Origin of the sequence: Fructobacillus sp. EFB-N1 (genome assembly GCF_001038455.1) — a bacterium.
Taxonomy (GTDB): domain Bacteria; phylum Bacillota; class Bacilli; order Lactobacillales; family Lactobacillaceae; genus Fructobacillus; species Fructobacillus cardui.
This window is the reverse complement of sequence record NZ_LDUY01000014.1, coordinates 1-16,838: the sequence shown is the minus strand read 5'-3', so window position 1 is coordinate 16,838 and position 16,838 is coordinate 1. Positions and strand designations below refer to the sequence as shown.

Annotated in this window: 21 protein-coding genes; 14 read left to right on the top strand and 7 right to left on the bottom strand. The window is 45.2% G+C overall.

Annotation, left to right across the window (positions count from 1 at the left end; all coding sequences use genetic code 11):
* Positions 1-169: 169 nt before the first annotated feature.
* From rpsK to rplQ, 3 genes are read left to right on the top strand one after another with little or no spacing between them, the layout of a single operon-like run.
* Complete coding sequence (rpsK, locus tag FEFB_RS04210; RefSeq protein ID WP_047975005.1) at positions 170-556, top strand: 30S ribosomal protein S11; 387 nt, start codon at positions 170-172, stop codon at positions 554-556.
* 46 nt (positions 557-602) lie between these two features.
* The gene (locus tag FEFB_RS04205; protein WP_047975004.1) at positions 603-1,547 is read left to right on the top strand and encodes a DNA-directed RNA polymerase subunit alpha; all 945 of its coding nucleotides are present in this window, start codon (positions 603-605) and stop codon (positions 1,545-1,547) included.
* 36 nt (positions 1,548-1,583) lie between these two features.
* The gene (rplQ, locus tag FEFB_RS04200) at positions 1,584-1,967 is read left to right on the top strand and encodes a 50S ribosomal protein L17 (protein ID WP_047975003.1); all 384 of its coding nucleotides are present in this window, start codon (positions 1,584-1,586) and stop codon (positions 1,965-1,967) included.
* Positions 1,968-2,085: 118 nt separating this feature from the next.
* Here the strand turns inward: rplQ and FEFB_RS08990 are convergent, their stop codons facing one another.
* From FEFB_RS08990 to FEFB_RS04185, 4 genes are all read right to left on the bottom strand, one after another.
* Positions 2,086-2,424 carry an IS3 family transposase gene (locus FEFB_RS08990; protein ID WP_161795090.1) on the bottom strand — a complete coding sequence of 113 codons (339 nt, stop codon included), beginning with the start codon at positions 2,422-2,424 and terminating at the stop codon, positions 2,086-2,088.
* Between the two features lie 16 nt (positions 2,425-2,440).
* A complete protein-coding gene (locus FEFB_RS08985; protein WP_152666237.1) occupies positions 2,441-2,641 on the bottom strand; it encodes an IS3 family transposase in 201 nt (66 codons plus the stop codon).
* Between the two features lie 88 nt (positions 2,642-2,729).
* Positions 2,730-3,323: a hypothetical protein gene (locus tag FEFB_RS08980; protein WP_152666236.1), complete on the bottom strand. Its 594-nt coding sequence runs from the start codon at positions 3,321-3,323 to the stop codon at positions 2,730-2,732.
* 59 nt (positions 3,324-3,382) lie between these two features.
* On the bottom strand, positions 3,383-4,606 hold the full coding sequence (locus FEFB_RS04185; protein WP_047975001.1) for an NAD(P)/FAD-dependent oxidoreductase: 1,224 nt from the start codon (positions 4,604-4,606) through the stop codon (positions 3,383-3,385).
* Between the two features lie 240 nt (positions 4,607-4,846).
* On the opposite strand from FEFB_RS04185, the gene FEFB_RS04180 reads away from it, so the two are divergent.
* From FEFB_RS04180 to FEFB_RS04140, 9 genes are all read left to right on the top strand, one after another.
* The gene (locus FEFB_RS04180) at positions 4,847-5,713 is read left to right on the top strand and encodes an ABC transporter ATP-binding protein (RefSeq protein ID WP_047975000.1); all 867 of its coding nucleotides are present in this window, start codon (positions 4,847-4,849) and stop codon (positions 5,711-5,713) included.
* Complete coding sequence (locus FEFB_RS04175; RefSeq protein WP_047974999.1) at positions 5,713-6,579, top strand: ABC transporter permease; 867 nt, start codon at positions 5,713-5,715, stop codon at positions 6,577-6,579. The genes FEFB_RS04180 and FEFB_RS04175 overlap by 1 nt, the downstream gene beginning before the upstream one ends.
* A 19-nt stretch (positions 6,580-6,598) precedes the next feature.
* Entirely contained in the window at positions 6,599-7,213 is a 615-nt protein-coding gene (locus tag FEFB_RS04170; protein WP_235271959.1) for a LytTR family DNA-binding domain-containing protein, read from the top strand.
* A gap of 8 nt (positions 7,214-7,221) precedes the next feature.
* Positions 7,222-7,614: a DUF3021 domain-containing protein gene (locus FEFB_RS04165; RefSeq protein WP_047974998.1), complete on the top strand. Its 393-nt coding sequence runs from the start codon at positions 7,222-7,224 to the stop codon at positions 7,612-7,614.
* A gap of 285 nt (positions 7,615-7,899) precedes the next feature.
* Entirely contained in the window at positions 7,900-8,721 is an 822-nt protein-coding gene (locus FEFB_RS04160) for an energy-coupling factor transporter ATPase (protein ID WP_047974997.1), read from the top strand.
* Positions 8,697-9,596, top strand: a complete 900-nt coding sequence (locus FEFB_RS04155) for an energy-coupling factor transporter ATPase (protein WP_047974996.1) — start codon at positions 8,697-8,699, stop codon at positions 9,594-9,596. Before FEFB_RS04160 ends, FEFB_RS04155 begins: the two co-directional genes overlap by 25 nt.
* Positions 9,589-10,389 carry an energy-coupling factor transporter transmembrane protein EcfT gene (locus FEFB_RS04150; protein WP_047974995.1) on the top strand — a complete coding sequence of 267 codons (801 nt, stop codon included), beginning with the start codon at positions 9,589-9,591 and terminating at the stop codon, positions 10,387-10,389. The genes FEFB_RS04155 and FEFB_RS04150 overlap by 8 nt, the downstream gene beginning before the upstream one ends.
* Before the next feature lie 27 nt (positions 10,390-10,416).
* Positions 10,417-11,190: a tRNA pseudouridine(38-40) synthase TruA gene (gene truA / locus FEFB_RS04145; protein ID WP_047974994.1), complete on the top strand. Its 774-nt coding sequence runs from the start codon at positions 10,417-10,419 to the stop codon at positions 11,188-11,190.
* 84 nt (positions 11,191-11,274) lie between these two features.
* Complete coding sequence (locus FEFB_RS04140) at positions 11,275-11,682, top strand: pyridoxamine 5'-phosphate oxidase family protein (protein WP_047974993.1); 408 nt, start codon at positions 11,275-11,277, stop codon at positions 11,680-11,682.
* A 345-nt stretch (positions 11,683-12,027) separates the two neighbouring features.
* Here the strand turns inward: FEFB_RS04140 and FEFB_RS04135 are convergent, their stop codons facing one another.
* Complete coding sequence (locus tag FEFB_RS04135) at positions 12,028-12,261, bottom strand: hypothetical protein (RefSeq protein ID WP_047974992.1); 234 nt, start codon at positions 12,259-12,261, stop codon at positions 12,028-12,030.
* Positions 12,262-12,569: 308 nt separating this feature from the next.
* On the opposite strand from FEFB_RS04135, the gene rplM reads away from it, so the two are divergent.
* A complete protein-coding gene (gene rplM / locus FEFB_RS04130; protein ID WP_047974991.1) occupies positions 12,570-13,013 on the top strand; it encodes a 50S ribosomal protein L13 in 444 nt (147 codons plus the stop codon).
* Between the two features lie 18 nt (positions 13,014-13,031).
* Positions 13,032-13,427, top strand: coding sequence for a 30S ribosomal protein S9 (gene rpsI, locus FEFB_RS04125; RefSeq protein WP_047974990.1), 396 nt, complete (start codon positions 13,032-13,034; stop codon positions 13,425-13,427).
* Positions 13,428-13,542: 115 nt separating this feature from the next.
* On the opposite strand, the gene FEFB_RS04120 is transcribed toward rpsI, so the two are convergent.
* Together FEFB_RS04120 and FEFB_RS04115 are read right to left on the bottom strand one after the other, a co-directional pair.
* Entirely contained in the window at positions 13,543-14,592 is a 1,050-nt protein-coding gene (locus FEFB_RS04120; protein ID WP_235271958.1) for a Fic family protein, read from the bottom strand.
* A gap of 238 nt (positions 14,593-14,830) precedes the next feature.
* On the bottom strand, positions 14,831-16,804 hold the full coding sequence (locus tag FEFB_RS04115) for an ATP-binding cassette domain-containing protein (RefSeq protein WP_152666235.1): 1,974 nt from the start codon (positions 16,802-16,804) through the stop codon (positions 14,831-14,833).
* Positions 16,805-16,838: the final 34 nt, after the last annotated feature.

The window sequence follows — 16,838 nt, the reverse complement described above, 5'->3', positions numbered from 1 at the left end:
TTTTACTAATCTCTTTAACAAGAAAACGGCATATTGTCGCAAGACTGCTGTCCTTTTCTAAAAGAGCCTCACTTTTGTGAGAAATGATTATCACAACCACAGTTGTGTAATGTTGGTTAGTCATCACTAACCCGAGAAATTATAAAGAATTTGAAAAGGAGGCAAAATTATGGCAGTTCGTACTACACGCAAGCGTCGTGTGAAAAAGAACATTGAATCTGGTGTGGCACATATCCACGCAACTTTCAATAACACTATCGTCATGATTACCGATGCCCAAGGTAACGCTGTTGCCTGGTCATCAGCTGGTGCCCTTGGATTCAAGGGATCACGTAAGTCAACACCATTCGCTGCTCAACAAGCAGCGGAAGCAGCTGCTAAGTCCGCATTGGAAGTTAACATGCGCACTGTTGCTGTTACGGTTAAGGGCCCTGGTTCCGGTCGTGAATCAGCAATTCGTGCATTGGCCGCAGCTGGTCTTGAAGTAACGTCAATCAAGGATGTTACCCCAGTTCCCCATAACGGATCACGCCCACCAAAGCGTCGTCGTGTTTAATTAATTTCATTGCGCTTGCTTTGAAAGAGGGGGTTAGAGTTAACAGATGATTGAATTTGAAAAGCCAGATATTCATAACATCGAAGAGGATGCCAACTACGGTAAGTTCATCGTGGAACCTCTGGAGCGTGGCTACGGTACGACTTTGGGTAACTCCCTTCGTCGTGTCTTGCTATCATCGCTTCCTGGCGTAGCGGTCAACACCGTCCAAATCGACGGTGTGGTCCACGAATTCTCAACCGTTGATGGTGTCGTAGAAGACGTGACCCAGTTGATTTTGAACTTGAAAAAAGTTGTTTTCGCTACGGACTCAGCTGAAGAGCACGCTTTGGAAATTGATGTTCAAGGACCAAAGGACGTTACTGCAGCTGATTTGACAGGATCAGCTGACATTGAAGTCTTGAACCCAGATTTGCATATTGCAACTTTGGCAGCTGGAAAGTCATTACACATGACCGTTACGGCTGTAAAGGGTCGGGGTTATTCTTCAGCTGAAGAAAACAAGCAATTACGTGATGAAATGCCAATCGGTGTTTTAACGGTTGATTCGATTTATACACCAATCGAACGAGTTAACTACCACGTTGAAAACAAGCGTGTTGGTTCTCGCGACGATTACGATAAGCTGACCATGGAAGTTTGGACTAACGGTTCAATCAAGCCAAGCGATGCTTTGAGTCTTGGTTCAAAGATTCTAACAGAACACTTGAACTTGTTCACGGATATTTCCCCTGTTGCCCAAGAGACTAAAGTCATGGTTGAAACGGAAAAGGCTACAAGTACTGCAGCTGATGCCGCTCCAATCGAAGATTTGGACTTGTCCGTTCGTTCATACAACTGCTTGAAGCGAGCAGGAATCAACACGATTGAAGAGTTGACTGATCGTTCAGAAGCCGACATGATGAAGGTCCGTAACTTAGGACGTAAGTCATTAGACGAAATTCAAGAGAAGTTGACCGAAATGGGCTTAGGCTTCCGTCAAGAAGATTAATATTCATCAAAAGTTTAGAAAAAGGAGGATTAACCGATGTCATACCGTAAGCTAGGCCGTACTTCATCACAACGTAAGGCAATGTTGCGTGACTTGACAACTGACTTGTTGATCAATGGTCGGATTCAAACTACTGAAGCCCGCGCCAAGGAAGTTCGCAAGACTGCTGACAAGATGATCACGCTCGGTAAGCACGCTGATTTGGCAGCCCGTCGTAAGGCCGCTAAGTTCGTGCGTAACGAAGTTGCTGATGTCAAGGAAGATGGCGACAACATTCGCGTACAAACTGCTTTGCAAAAGTTGTTTGAAGAAGTGGCACCACGTTTTGCAGAACGTAATGGTGGTTACACTCGCATCTTAAAGACTGTTCAACGTCGTGGCGACGCTGCACAAATGGTTATCTTGGAGTTAGTTGACTAATTGCTCGATAAGCAAAAAGCTCGAAACCTTAATTGGTTTCGAGCTTTTTTATCAACATTGTTTTTAAACTAAACAAGGTGCAAAACATTTCTGATATGAACCTCAAAATTAAAACATGTCATTGAGCAGCCTTGAGGACCGACACCCGATATTCAATCGGTGTCAGTCCTTTTAATTTGCTCTTAATTCGTTTTGTATTGTAATAGTGAATATATTCTTTGATGGCTTGATTGAGTTCGGTAAGTGATTGAAAGTTTTGTTGAAACTCAAAAAACATTTCTCGTTTCAACGTGCCGAAAAAACTCTCAATCAAGCCATTATCTGTTGACTTTTCTTTGCGTGACACGGACTGACTCATACCATGGCTCGATAGCCACTGTTGGAAGTAACGATTTTGATATTGCCAACCTTGATCAGTATGAAAGGTTAGCTTAGCAGCGATCGGATAGCGTTTCACATCCTTTTCCATCATACTAATTGTTTGGGCTAAATTTGGATGCCTGACACTTCATAAGAAACGATTTCTTGTGTACAAGCGTCCAGTAAGGCGGACAAATAAGTCTTTTGACCCTCTTATGATTCACAATCATCCTTTCACGCTTTAACTTTAGTGTGATGCAACGATAACCATAGAGAGCATGATGTTCCTCAAATAACTCACGAATTCGGTTCATGAGCTTTTCATTCTTGACGTCCTTGCCAACTTTTTTCAAGATGTAGTAGTAATCGCTACGAGACAGGTGTGGTAAATCCGGATTACCGTTAATGGTATTCAAGATGAATGTGAGGGGTATTTTCAGTTTTCGCCTTAGTTGGGTTACCGCTTGGGTGATTTTTTTCGGCTTGTCCTGTTTTTCGCGTTCGATTCGTTCGTCCACTAAGGCATCTTAATTTTTTGTATATTTGTTGATGGTACGCAGCCTCAAGTTCTTCTCTTGTATGGCTTGGTTTTCGTTCTTGAGCTTGCGATTTTCCGCTTCGAGCCGTTCTTTCTCCTGATCGATCATTTGGCTTTCGTCCTTTTTTCTTAGTAACGATAGTATAACTGTTTTCATGGAAAGAACGAAGCCAGTTGTAAAGAAGTCCATTACTTGCTAGAGCAAATTCAAGTGAGATAGACCGTATTGATTGATTGGAATAAAGGATCTTCCGTATAATTTCAAGTTTCAAAACATTTGAGTATGACTGATGAGGAGGATTTAAAACAGATAAACCATTTTTATCAATTAAAGCAATTAAGGACTCGATATTGCTAAAACTAAGGTTGTAGTTTTTAGCAATTTGTCTTGAACTATCATGTTGGTTCTTCCAAAGATAATAAATATTAATTTTGTCTTCTTTTGATAATTGGGACATAGTAAAACCCCGAAATGCTTTGCATCTTTTGTGTTGTTAAGTTGTCTATCACCCAATGATTATCGCTTTGGACGACCATAGCGGAAGTAACGGAAGAAACCGTAAGCAGATCCAATTCCAGCGAAAAAGGATAGGTTAATGGCATGCTTTGCCCAGCGAGCAACTAGTCCCGCAGAACCATTGCGACCATAGGCGTTTGAGAGGCCATAGTTCTTACCAAGGGAAACAAAATAACCTGGATTTTTTTGCTCTTTAGCACTTTGTCCATGATCCTTAGCTAGTCCTAATTGGCAAATCAATCTGTTGATAATGATATTACCAGCATATTCGGCCGCTAGCGCTAATTGGGGCAGCCCTTCCTGATTGTTTTGAGTAAAGGCGGCAATGTTACCAGCCGCAAAAACGTTTGAGAGTGGCACACCCTCTTCGGTGAGGACACGGAAGTGCTTATCGACGGTTAGCTGGCCATGATCGTTGATGGCAATTCCCCAACGATTAGAAATTGGTTCAACTTGTAAGCCGGTTGCCCAGTAGACCTTATCGGTTAATAGTTGCTGTCCGTCTAGCAGAGTTAGTCGGTGCTTGGTCATCCCCAGTACCCGCGTATCATTCAAGACTTCAACACCTCGCCTCGTCAAAAAATCTTTTGCCTTTTGACTTAACTCAGGCTCTGTTAAGGCTGGCAAGAGAACTTGACTAGCATTCACCAAGGTTAGTGTAATGCGTTCTGGATCAATTTGGTGATAGTTTTTAAAGTTTGCTAGTTCGGCCATTAGTTCGACCCCGCTCGGACCACCACCAACAACTGTAATATTTAAGCTTTGCTCAGGATTGTTTTTTTGCTGTTCCAAAAATTCCTCTAAATCAGCTCGAACCGCTAATGCCCCATCAAATGAGTTAAATAATGTGGCGTGTTCAGCCACACCGGGAATACCAAAATCAGAACCGATACTACCCATTGCTAAAATTAGATAGTCATAGTGGTAATCGTTTTTCTTAGTCATCAAGATGCGTTTGTTAAAGTTGATGTCGTCAACTCGTTGGTTGATGAAGGTGACGCTTTTGTCGTTTTTAAAAAGCAAGTAGAGGTCGTAACGGGCGCTCTCAACGGGAACAGTATTAACAGCGATTTGTGGTAAGACGCTTTGTAAGGTCATCGCGTTGCTGCCATCATTAAAAAGCAGAACTTGGTGATCAGTTCTGCGGAGTTTGCGGGCTAACCGCTTAGCAATGTAAACGCCAGATAATCCTGCTCCGACGATTGCAATGGTGTTTTTGGACATTCATGGATCCCTTTTCCTCTATTTCAACCTATTATACACAGGTTTTTTACAAAAATGCGGATAATATGGAATATGCTGACATATATTAGAATTAATTCGAAAAATATTCAAAATACAGTGGTAAATCAGTCAACACTACTGATTTGTTAACCGCTTAAGGTCAAAAGTTAACCGCTTAGCGAGGATTGCGAGACAGCAAACTAAAATATGGTTAGAATAAAGAAGTTGGAGGAGAGACGAATGATTTTAAAAGCGATTAACTTGAGTCAACGCTATGGCAGCTTTGAGGCTGTTAGGCAAATTAATTTATCAATACAAAAGGGTTCCTTAACGGCGTTGCTCGGACCAAACGGGGCGGGTAAATCAACCACGATGCGAATGCTGACGGGTTTGGATCAAGCAGCCGGTGGGGAAGTCGTTTATGCAGAAAAAACTAAGATCGGCGTGGTCTTTCAGAACAGTGTCCTAGACGGGGAACTAACTGTTCATGAAAACCTTGCAATTCGGGCTGCCCAGTACAAGGGAGTTCCTACAGATCGAATAGAAATCTTAATCCACGATTTAGGACTAACGTCCTTTGCTGATCAACGTTATGGGACATTATCCGGTGGTCAAAAACGACGGGTTGATATTGCCAGGGCATTGCTGAACAAGCCGGATATTCTTTTTTTAGATGAACCGACGACCGGTTTGGATATCCAGACAAGGCGGGCAATTTGGCACTTGTTAGCGGACCTGCAGAAAAAAGACCAGCTCACGATTGTTTTGACGACACATTACTTGGATGAAACGGACCAGGCTGATCAAGTTTATATCATCGATCACGGCCAGGTAATTGCCAGTGGGTCCTCAAAGGAAATTAAACACCAGTATGCACCGAGTCAATTGCGCTTGGAGGTCCATGCTGATGGACCAGAACGGTTGTTGAGCCAGGGCTATGACTTTGAGAGCAACCAAGGCGAGGGCCAGTTACTGATCAGGGGACTAACGGCTAGCGAAGTGATTGCCTTGCTGAGTCAAAATAAAGACGTCGTGACTGATTTTGAATACTTACAAGGCACAATGGACGATGCCTTTATTGCTTTAACCGGGCAGGAGGTGCGCTAATGTTTGCCTTAATGAAACGAAACCAATTATTGTATTTCCGTAACCGCAGTGGTGTGGTGATGTCCTTGATGGGCGCTCTGATTTCCTTTATTCTTTACATTGTTTTCTTGAAGAAGGGGATTAGTTCGGCTTGGACCGGTATTCCCCATAAAAATCAGCTCCTTGATACCTGGTTGATTGGTGGGACTTTGACTATTACTGGGGTTACAACAACGCTGACGGCCCTCTCACAGCTGGCGAAGGACAAGGAGACTCATGTCAGTGCGGACCTTTTCTTAACGGATACAAAGCCAATTGTCCGTCGTGCTGCCTATCTTTTGAGTGCAGCGGTTGTGGGCTTCTTGATGCAGGTAGCAGTATTTGCAGTGATGGCGGTTTATTTTATGATGGTTGATGGTCTGAGTTTGACGGTGGAAAGCTTGGTGGGCCTCGTTTGGGTCATGCTGTTAAGCGCTGTTCTATCGACGATTATGAATGCCTTGATTCTGAACCGAATTGAAACGGTCGATAATTTATCAAAGGTGGCAACGATTGTCGGGACCGCCAGTGGCTTTTTGGTTGGTGGTTATATTCCAATCGGCTCCTTACCTGATTTTGCCCAGACAATGATGAAGGTGACCCCGAGCTTCTATGTGGCGACGCTTTTTCGCCAGGTACTGATGAACAAGACAATTTCATCCTCTTTTGCCGGACAGAGCACGGTCATCAAGAGCTTTGACCAAGAAATGGGTATTCGGGCCCAATGGGGGCACTTGTTGACGGGGCTGGAAAGCAACCTAGTTGTGTTGGGATTAATAGGAATCGGTTGTCTCTTATTACTGGCACAGGTTCTGCACGACGGTGGGAGCCAGGCGAAGACGAAATAAAATTTGTTGGAGAAGCTTAGTGGAAGTTCATTTTCGAAAAAATCAGCAAATGAAAACTGACCAGGTGGAGGTCACGGTAGAAGCGGTAGAAACTACCCAAGAGGTGACCAACTTGTTGGCTTATTTGCGGCGCTACCAATCGAGAGAAGCAGCTAATTCAGACGCATCGCTAAAATCGTCTGTCGTAATGGCTGACCAATCCCTGTTGGCGTATTCACAGGAGCTCACGGCCCACTCAGCAAATTCAAACTCAGATGAGAGTGGTGACCACTCGGCGCCTTCTGCCAAACAGGCAACGACGGCTCAATCCGGTATTCTCTCGGTCAAAACAGCCGATGAAATTATTTTGTTGAAGGTCGCTGACCTGATTTTGATTGATGTGGAAGCCGGTCAGCTCGTGATTACGACTACAAACCGGCAGGTTTTGGCGAAGGAGCGGTTAGGACATTTTGTTGACCGGTTGGGTCAGGCGAACTTTGTTCAAATTTCCAAGCACGCCGTGATTAACCTCGACCACTTGCAGTCGCTGTCAAACAGCTTTTCTGGGAATATGACGGCGGAATTGGCTGGTGGCAATCAGGCCTTAGTCAGCCGGCGTTACGTGAAGGCCCTGATGGCCCACTTAGGCCTATAGGAGATAAAATGAAGAAAATATTCTTAAAAATAATTCGTGGTATGGAATATGGTTCGTTAACCTACTTACTGGCCCTGCTGGTTTCTGTCCAGACAATTGAAATCACAACAAAGGATATCGTTGGCGTCTTGCTGATGAGTGCTGCGATTGGCCTATTAACTTTGATTTTTACCATTGACCGCCTATCTTATTTGGCGGCCATTATCATTCATCTGTTGGGGACCTTTGCCTTGGTCGTCCTTACGGATCGGTTGGCTGGTGTCTTCCATGGCATCTTAAACCTGAACTTTTGGTTGATTTTTGTGACCGCCTACTTGGTGATCTGGTTGATTATCAAGGTTGACCAGCAAACGCAGGTGGACCGAATCAATGCCGCCTTGAAAAGAACCCAGACAAAATGAAATCGGTGATTCGAGCAAACTGGTAAAGGAACTTTAAGCCCGAGGCCTAAGAGTTGTGGTGCTCCACGAGAACTTTAAGCCCGAAGCCTTGGGATTGCGGTCTACTACGAAAACCTTAAGGGCTGCCGCCTAAGGATTGAATAATAAGTCGACCGTACTGGTCGGCTTTTTTCGTGGCGCTCGTCAACTATCTCAGCCAAATCAAAATTGGTTCGTTTCAAACTTGTCACCAAGCAAGGCACCGTGACCGGCCCTCAGCCTACAAATATGGTAAAATGTTTGATAATGACAAACGCAATTACAATTAACAATTTGACTTATGGGTACCCAGACCAGGACCCACTCTTTCATGATTTTGACCTCGAAGTCCAAGAGGGCCAGTGGTTATCGATTGTTGGCCATAATGGATCGGGGAAATCGACGCTCGCCAAGCTAATCCTGGGCCTCTTAGAAGCCAACAGTGGTACGATTAGTATCTTTGGTCAGCAACTGACCATTGAGACACTGGCAGAAGCCCGTGCCCAGGTGGGGATGGTTTTTCAAAACCCAGATAACCAGTTTGTCGGCGCTACCGTCGCTGACGACGTTGCCTTTGGTTTGGAAAACCGCCAGGTCCCGTCTGAGGAAATGCCGAAGATGATTGAGGCAGTCTTGCAGCAGGTGGGGATGGCTGATTTTGCCGATCGGGAACCACACACGCTCTCGGGTGGCCAGAAGCAGCGAGTCGCATTGGCATCCGTTTTGGCCCTGAAGCCCAAGGTGATTATTTTAGACGAAGCAACGGCCATGCTCGACCCAGCCGGGAAGAGTGCTGTTTTGCAGACTTTAAAAGACCTGAAAAATCAGTATCAGGACCAATTGACGCTCATCGTCATCACTCACGATATGGCGGAGGCCGCCCTGGCGGACCGCGTGGTCGTCATTAACGACGGTCAGTTAGCCTTTGATCAACGGCCACAAGACCTCTTTGTCCAGGGACAGGCACTCAAAGAGCTTGGTTTAGACCAACCTTTTGAATCCCAGCTGTCTCAGGCCTTGCCAAAGGCCCCCAATCAGTATTTAACGAAGCAGGAGTTGGCAGCATGGCTATCAACATTGAAGGATTAAGCTTTCACTATGGCGCCGGGAAAAATGCCAAACAGATTCTCGACGATATCAATTTAACGGTTGAAGCCGGTCAGATTACAGCCATTGTTGGCCAAACTGGGTCGGGCAAGTCAACCTTGGTTCAACACCTGAATGCGCTCTTGTTGCCAAGTGGTGGACAAGTCGTGGTTGGCGACCAAGTTGTCACCAGCAAGACCAAGGAAAAGGCGTTGGGACCGGTCCGCGCGCAAGTGGGGATGGTTTTCCAATTTCCGGAAAATCAGCTTTTCGCCAGCACAGTTTTAGAGGATGTCATGTACGGCCCCAAAAACTTTGGCAAGAATGACGAGGAAGCGGAAGCCCTCGCGAAAGAAGCATTAATCCAGGTCGGCATGAAGGAAGAATTTTGGCAGCACTCGCCCTTTGACCTTTCGGGTGGACAGATGCGCCGGGTGGCGCTGGCAGGTGTTTTAGCAATGGACCCGCAGGCCATGGTTTTTGATGAGCCAGCTGCCGGTCTCGACCCCAAGGGCCAAGAGGAACTTTTGGACTTGCTCCAGGAGTTAAAGGCCGCCCAGAAGACGGTGGTCCTGATTTCTCACCAGATGGACCAGGTGCTAGCGCTCGCAGACCAAGTGGTCGTGATGCAAGACGGTCGCGTGGCGGCCATCGAAGCCCCCGACCAGCTTTTTTTGCGTGACCGACAATGGTTCTTGGACCACGCCTTGGACTTGCCGGAGCCAGTGGCTTTCGCCAAGGACCTCGAAGACCATGGTTATCATTTTGACCATTTGCCAAAATCAGTGACGGACTTGGCCGAGCAAATTAAGTGCCAGGTCGATTGGGACCGGGTGACCATGCCAAATTCTTTGACGGGAGGTGACCGAGATGAATAACCTCGTGATTGGTCAATTTATTCCTGGCAAGGCTTGGCTTTACCGGGTTGATCCTAGAACCAAAATTTTGGTCACGGTAGTCTATGTCTTTCTCTTAATTTTTGCCAATACCTGGCCGGCCTACGCCCTTGCCACCTTGTTTTTGGCCCTAACGTTGGTCTTAACGGGACAAAGCCTGGAACTTTACTGGCGGGGGATTAAACCCGTGATGTGGCTTATCATCTTTACCGTCTGCCTACAGCTCTTCTTTACTGGTGGCACGCCCGTCTTGTTCCATTGGCAGTTCTTAAAAATTACGTTGCCGGGCTTGATTAACGCCCTCTATGTAGTTTTGCGCTTTGTCCTGATCGTCCTGATGTCAACGGCGCTAACGCTGACGACGCCGCCAACGGCTATTGCTAGTGCCATCGAGTCGCTCTTAAAGCCCCTGAAGGCGATTAAGGTACCAGTTGCGGAACTGGCACTGATGCTCTCGATTGCTTTGCGTTTTGTGCCATTGCTGATGCTGGAAACGGATAAGGTGATGAAGGCGCAAAAGTCGCGGGGGATGTCACTGTCCACCGGGTCACTCATCAAGCGGTCGAAGGCCGTTTTACCCCTGTTGATTCCGCTCTTTATCGGGGCCTTGCAACGGGCGTTAGACTTAGCCAATGCCATGGAAGTTCGCGGTTTTGAATCTGCGGATAATCGGACACGGTACCGGGTCTTATCCTTTAGCAAGCAAGACTTAGTGGCTGCTTTGGGCACTGGATTGTTTGTCCTTCTTTTTATCGGATTACTATGGATCAATTAAACAACACTAGCAAGAAGGGAGCCGCCGATGCCGCGTTATCGTGCGATTGTCGCTTACGACGGGTCTGATTTTTTAGGCTTTCAAGTACAAAGTAAAAATGGGGTGGAACGCCACCGTACTGTTCAGGGAGAATTAATCAAGGCCGTCAACCAGATGGGCAAGAATCCTGCTGAACGAATTAAGGTTGTCGGGGCCTCACGGACTGATACGGGCGTTCACGCCAATGGTCAGGTCGTTCACTTCGACCTGCCTTTTAATATTCCGGGTGAGGGCGTCCGCAAGGGGCTAAACACCATTTTGCCCAGGGACATTTTGATTAAGCAGGTGGACCAGGTCTCAGACGACTTTCATGCCCGTTTTGCTTCCCACCAGAAGCGTTACTACTACCGGGTTTCGACCCAAGACTATGTCGATCCCTTTAAGCGCCGCTATACCGGCCACTTCCACTGGCATTTGGACCCGAAACGGATTGAGCAGGCTCTGCCTGATTTGATTGGCGAACACGACTTTGCCACCTTTGCTGCCTCTGGAAACCAGACGGCGACAACCGTCCGGACCATCACGAAGGCCGAAATCGAGGTCAAAGAAGACGAACACGAACTGGTCTTTACCTTTGAGGGGAACGCCTTCTTGTATAACCAGATTCGCATTATGGTTGGCGTTTTGCTGGAAATCGGCACGGGCCGGCGGGCTGTTGATGCCATTCCTGCTTTGATTGCTGCCAAGGACCGTGAGCAGGCGCGCTACACGGCGCCCGCAGCCGGTTTATATTTGGATGAAGTAGTGTATAATAGTTTGTGAGTTAGGATAATTTTTCGCTTTAAAAAATCAGCTTGCACTTTTGCTGGCTGATTAAGTGATGGTAGTCGACACACGGAGGTTAACATGACATTATTTGAAGAATATATTCAGGCTGCTCGAGGATTGATTTTTGTGGCAACGGCCAAGGATGATCAACCAAGCCTGCGGATTATGGGCTTTGCGGCTGATCCGGACCGCCCCAATGTTTGGTACCTGGTTTCACAACCAGATACGGCGAAGATTGCCGATTTGGACCAGAACGCCAAGGTGGCTATCATGACGCCTTTGAATGAAAACGGTGCCCGAATCGAATCCAACCAAGTGACCATGGTGCGTTCCAAGAAAACTTGGCAGGATGTGCAATCTTACTTTACCAACCCTGTTTTCTTGAAGAACCACCCACACCCTGAAGAAGAAGTGTTGTTGGAATTAACCTTTAAGTCTGCTCGTTTAGCCGCCTATGCCGGTACTGAAGTAGTAGCTTTTGCTTAATTAACGGGTCGATAGCCTACAGCCAAGCAGTAACGGTGTTAGTAGCGAAGGCCAGGCGATTAATCGTAATTTTTTTACCTTTAAATTCAAACAACAAAAAGCCCCAACCGATGAATCACGGTTGGGGCTCCTTTTTTATCAGTGCTGCCAGTGAACTGAAAAGTTTATTGAGGAGAAGTAGGGTCGTGGCTAGGCCGACGGTTTACTAAAGGAGATGACGGGGAGAAGAGTATGGGACTCCAATTTGTCTTTGTTAGCAAACTGGGCAGCGTTCGGGTAGCCAGTGTTCTCGATTATTGAATCCGGATTTTGTCGATAGCAGAAGTAAACCAATGCACACCCACATTACTCAGCATGTTTTTTTGCGATATCTACCTGCTTCATCAGGATGTGTTTAGCATTGGTATTTGTAATCGGTGTGCTTGGTTGAGCGACCTTGGTGGGGGCTTGCTGTTGCTGCTGTAAGGGGCTAGGCCCAACTGAAGCAATGGCGGTGTTACCACCAAGGACGATTAAGCTCATTAAGACGATAAAAATCCAGAAGGGTTTTGTTTTCCATATATCTCTAAGATGTAGCATACGGATTCCTCCTTTAAAGGTACTATAACACGACTGTGACTTATTTGTCACATTAAATTAAATACTTTGTAACATAATGTTGAAAATTAGAATTCTTTGGGCTCTTTGCTGAAGAAAATGGGCTTGAATAAAACTGATTTTTTTGATGGAAAACCAGCAAGAAAATCGGGAAAATAATTGACAGTGCCGGCCTTAATGGATATAATAGTTGTTGGTATTGTTTACCTCACGATAAGCCCCGGAAACTTATTGTAAAAGTTAGGTAAGGAACGACCTGACATGTAAACAACTAATCAAAGGAGCGCGCCATGCGTACAACATTTTTAGCAAAGCCTAGCGAAATCGAAAAGAAGTGGTACATTATTGATGCCAAGGACGTCGTTTTGGGACGTTTGTCAACAGTAGTTGCTTCTATTTTGCGCGGTAAGAACAAGCCAACTTTCACACCTAACGTTGATATGGGTGACAATGTCATCATCATCAATGCTGGTGAAGTAAAGTTGACTGGTAAGAAGGTAACTGACAAGATTTACTACCATCACTCAAACCACCCAGGTGGATTGAAGGAACGTACTGCCGGTAACTACCGTCAATATGATCCAGAAAAGTTGTTGGAATTGTCAATCAAGGGTATGTTGCCTAAGACATCTTTGGGACGTAAGCAAGGCTTGAACTTGCACGTATACGCTGGAGCAGACCACAACCATGCTGCTCAGAAGCCTGAAGTACTTGACATCAACAAGTTGGTCTAAGAAAGGAGTGCCGATAATATGACTGCAGCAGTACAATATGCCGGAACTGGTCGTCGTAAGAACTCAGTTGCTCGGGTCCGTTTGGTTCCTGGTAACGGTGCCATCACTATGAATGGCAAGTCAATCGAAGACTACATTCCTTTCCCTAACTTGCGTGAAGTTGTTTTGCAACCATTCAACGCTACAGATACATTGGGTAACTATGACGTTTTGGTTAACGTTAATGGTGGTGGTTTCTCTGGTCAAGCTGGAGCCACTCGTCACGGTATCGCCCGTGCCTTGCTCACTGTTGACCCAGATTTCCGTTCTGCATTGAAGCAAGCTGGTCTTTTGACCCGTGATGCTCGAATGAAGGAACGTAAGAAGCCAGGTTTGAAGAAGGCCCGTAAGGCTTCACAATTCTCAAAGCGTTAATCTTTACATTATCGTTTTACGAGAACATGGAAAAGCACCAACCGATTGCGGTTGGTGCTTTTTTGTCGTTCATTTAAAGTAATAACTGGTGTTGGTAAAAGCTGGACGATTATTTTTACCCCATTAGAATATATTTTGTTGAACGTCCGGCACCAGTCATCTGAATTTTATTCGCTTCTCTCAATTCCAGTAAGGCTCTTTCAATCGTCTTTTTACTGTACGTCGGAATAAGTGAAATCAGTTCGGATTTTGACAAGGGCTTTAATTGATCCTGCAATGTTTGTAGAATGAGCTCTTCTGCAGACGTTTTATCTTGTTCTGAAAGAGTAATTCGCTCGTTTAATTCACGGTATGCTTGCAGTACGACGCTTAAAAAGTAATTGAGAAACGGCGCATAATCGTTAGTATTTTCATGCCAGCCTGTAGAACTATTTCCTAAAGACTCGTAGTAATCATTCTTTGTTTTTTCAATTAGTGCTTCGATACTGATATATTTGCCCACATCAAATTGTGACTGATACAGGGTTAACAGCATTAATAAGCGCGACATGCGTCCATTGCCATCTCTAAAAGGGTGAATCGAAACAAAATCAAAAATAAAGGCACCGCAAAGGAGAATCGTGGGGAATTTATTTAGTTGTTGTGCTTCATTGTAGTCAGTACAGAGCTCTTCAATCAGTGTGGGGGTCATGTGAGCTGCAGGCGGAGTAAACCTGACTTTGGTTGAACCATCAGCGTATTGCGTGATGATTTGATTATTGATGTCTTTGAAATGACCGCCCCAAGTACTTTCTGTAAAACTAAGTAAGCGTTTGTGTATGGTTAAAATCGTATTCCCAGAAACCGGAATGTAAGGGTAACTTTCATGGATAAGTTCTAAAACATCCCTGTACCCAGAAATCTCAGCCTCGCTTCGGTTATGCGGTGAGGTTTTCTTTTCAACTAATTGCTTCAGCCGGGTATCACTAGTGTAGATGCCTTCGATTCGATTAGAAGAATCTGTACTTTGAATTTTTGCAACTTCGACTAAACGATCTAAAATGGGTGTTTTTACTTTGTTTAAGCCAGTGAGTTTACCACGTAATTCAAAAATCTGATTCATTTTGTTAATCATTTCTGGAGAAATAACAAGGTGATTGAGTGTTTGATAATCAAAATTTTTCAATGTCACTTTCTCCTTTCGATGTCATTTTATGCTTTTTGACATCGAAAATCAATTAATGGGTCGAATAGATTCCGTCATTATGATTTAGCTGACTTGTCATTCATATTAAGAAAAATCGATAAAAAAATATAAAACTAGTCTAGGGTTGTAGCCCAAATTTGCCCATAACAAAAACCCCAGAATTATGTTTCAATTCTGAGGTTTCATATTATTTATTTATCTATTCAATGATGAAAGCTTAGTCAGCTGACAATGCATCGATTGGGTTCAACTTAGAAGCTTGACGGGCTGGCAGCATAGCGGCCAACAATGAAATCAAGATTGCTAAGACGAACGCTGTCGTCACATTGCCGACAGTAATTTGAACGAAGGCGTAATCAGCAGTGCCCTTCAAGGCAGCGTTGACCCCAGCTTCAGCCAAGAAGGCCAAACCAGTAGCAAAGACTGCTGAAATCAGACCAGTGATCAATGATTCAGTAATGAACAACCATTGGATATCACCCTTTGATTCACCGATGGCACGGAGAATTCCGATTTCCTTAGTCCGGGCAGAAACTGACATGTACATCGTGACGATAATCATCAATGCTGAAACAATCAATGAGATACCTGCAATGGTTGCCAAAACGTTAGTTGCCAAGTTGACGTAAGTCTGAGCTTGGTCAATGATGCTCATAACAGAAGAAGTCTTGTAAAGGCGGTTAGAAGAACCATCCTTGATGTCGTCAATCTTCTTCGTGGTTGCCTTGACGTTGTCCATATCGTCAACCTTCAAGCTCAATGTGCTTGGGGCAGTTGATAAGCCGGCTTTTTCCATGGCTGCTTCGATTGTCCGTGTGCTTGTAGAAGCTTGCGGGATACCTTGGCTGTTAGCCTTTGTCACACCAGAAATCTTAGCAGTGAATGTCACGGGAGTAGCGGATTGTCCATTTTGGACTTGGTAAGTCAAAGTGACTTCCTTACCGATGGCATCCTTGTAGTTACTGAAGCCAAGACGCTTTGTCACGGTTGTTTCATCTAAGAGGATTTCATTAGTCTTCGGAACGCGACCGGCTTTGATTGAGTCGGTTGTGTTTTGTGAGGTCCAGTTGGTCAATGATGTGACGGTTGTTGACTTGCCATTGTAGGTTGTATTGACATTGGAAGCGTTATAAGAGTTTTCAACCTTTGACACGTGGGAAGTGTCTTTGATTTGCTTAATTTGGTCAGCAGTAAAGGCTTCCGTGCTGCCACCACCAAGAAGGGTGGCAGCGCTTGATTCGCCGTCAGTTTCTTTACTATAACGAGAAACGGTGACTGACTGTGGGTTGGCTACCTTGGCAATCTGATCACCAATATAGCCGGAAATTCCATTTCCAAGTCCTGAGAACAAGACCACGGCAAACAAACCAATGGCAGTTCCCAAGATAATCAATGAATTGTGCTTGATGTTGTACTTAAAGTGTTTAGCGGCTGTTCGCATACTAGCCATCAAAGGCAATGGACGAGAACCAAGCATTTCTTTATCGGCCGTTTCAAAGGCTGGCTTGAGACGCTCGTCAGACTCGATTTGGCCATCAGCCAAACGCACAATTCGCGTACCGGCATCGGCAACGGCCTGTGAGTGGGTAACGGTAATAACCAAACGACCTTCTTTGGCGATGTCGTTTAATAATTCCAATACTTCGAGCGTATTTTCGGCATCCAAGGCACCGGTTGGCTCATCGGCAATGATGACCTTCGGGTCAGAGGCCAAGGCACGGGCGATGGCTACTCGTTGCTTCTGTCCACCAGACAGCTGATTTGGATACTTTTTGATTTGCTTTTCCAAGCCAACTTTTTGCAAGAGTTCCTTGGCGCGGTCTTCACGTTCCTTCTTGTTTAGCGTCGTCATGTCTAATGAAACTAAGACGTTGTCTAAGACGGATAAGTGTGAAACCAGGTTATAGGACTGGTAAATGTAGCCAATCGTTTCTCGACGGTAACGGTCCAATTCCTTTTCTTGCTTGTGGTCGAGCAACTTGCCCTTGACTAAAACTTCACCAGAGAAGTTACGGTCCAGCCCACCAATGATGTTCATCAGTGTTGACTTACCACCACCTGATTCACCCAGGATGGAAACGAAGTCGCCAAGGTCGAAGTTTAAATCGATGCCTTTTAAGACCGGAAATTCTTCCTTTCCGAGGAAATAGGATTTCCTAATGTTCTTTAATTGGCAGATTACAAGTTTAATTCGAACAACTCCGAAAAACTTCTAGTGGCGTCTG

What these genes read in the sequence shown, in the direction of transcription:
- rpsK (WP_047975005.1), top strand. Translation starts at nt 170, where the DNA reads ATGGCAGTTCGTACTACACGCAAGCGTCGTGTGAAAAAGAACATTGAA.
- FEFB_RS04205 (WP_047975004.1), top strand. Translation starts at nt 603, where the DNA reads ATGATTGAATTTGAAAAGCCAGATATTCATAACATCGAAGAGGATGCC.
- rplQ (WP_047975003.1), top strand. Translation starts at nt 1,584, where the DNA reads ATGTCATACCGTAAGCTAGGCCGTACTTCATCACAACGTAAGGCAATG.
- FEFB_RS08985 (WP_152666237.1), bottom strand. Translation starts at nt 2,641, where the DNA reads ATGAACCGAATTCGTGAGTTATTTGAGGAACATCATGCTCTCTATGGT.
- FEFB_RS08980 (WP_152666236.1), bottom strand. Translation starts at nt 3,323, where the DNA reads ATGTCCCAATTATCAAAAGAAGACAAAATTAATATTTATTATCTTTGG.
- FEFB_RS04185 (WP_047975001.1), bottom strand. Translation starts at nt 4,606, where the DNA reads ATGTCCAAAAACACCATTGCAATCGTCGGAGCAGGATTATCTGGCGTT.
- FEFB_RS04180 (WP_047975000.1), top strand. Translation starts at nt 4,847, where the DNA reads ATGATTTTAAAAGCGATTAACTTGAGTCAACGCTATGGCAGCTTTGAG.
- FEFB_RS04175 (WP_047974999.1), top strand. Translation starts at nt 5,713, where the DNA reads ATGTTTGCCTTAATGAAACGAAACCAATTATTGTATTTCCGTAACCGC.
- FEFB_RS04165 (WP_047974998.1), top strand. Translation starts at nt 7,222, where the DNA reads ATGAAGAAAATATTCTTAAAAATAATTCGTGGTATGGAATATGGTTCG.
- FEFB_RS04160 (WP_047974997.1), top strand. Translation starts at nt 7,900, where the DNA reads ATGACAAACGCAATTACAATTAACAATTTGACTTATGGGTACCCAGAC.
- FEFB_RS04155 (WP_047974996.1), top strand. Translation starts at nt 8,697, where the DNA reads ATGGCTATCAACATTGAAGGATTAAGCTTTCACTATGGCGCCGGGAAA.
- FEFB_RS04150 (WP_047974995.1), top strand. Translation starts at nt 9,589, where the DNA reads ATGAATAACCTCGTGATTGGTCAATTTATTCCTGGCAAGGCTTGGCTT.
- truA (WP_047974994.1), top strand. Translation starts at nt 10,417, where the DNA reads ATGCCGCGTTATCGTGCGATTGTCGCTTACGACGGGTCTGATTTTTTA.
- FEFB_RS04140 (WP_047974993.1), top strand. Translation starts at nt 11,275, where the DNA reads ATGACATTATTTGAAGAATATATTCAGGCTGCTCGAGGATTGATTTTT.
- FEFB_RS04135 (WP_047974992.1), bottom strand. Translation starts at nt 12,261, where the DNA reads ATGCTACATCTTAGAGATATATGGAAAACAAAACCCTTCTGGATTTTT.
- rplM (WP_047974991.1), top strand. Translation starts at nt 12,570, where the DNA reads ATGCGTACAACATTTTTAGCAAAGCCTAGCGAAATCGAAAAGAAGTGG.
- rpsI (WP_047974990.1), top strand. Translation starts at nt 13,032, where the DNA reads ATGACTGCAGCAGTACAATATGCCGGAACTGGTCGTCGTAAGAACTCA.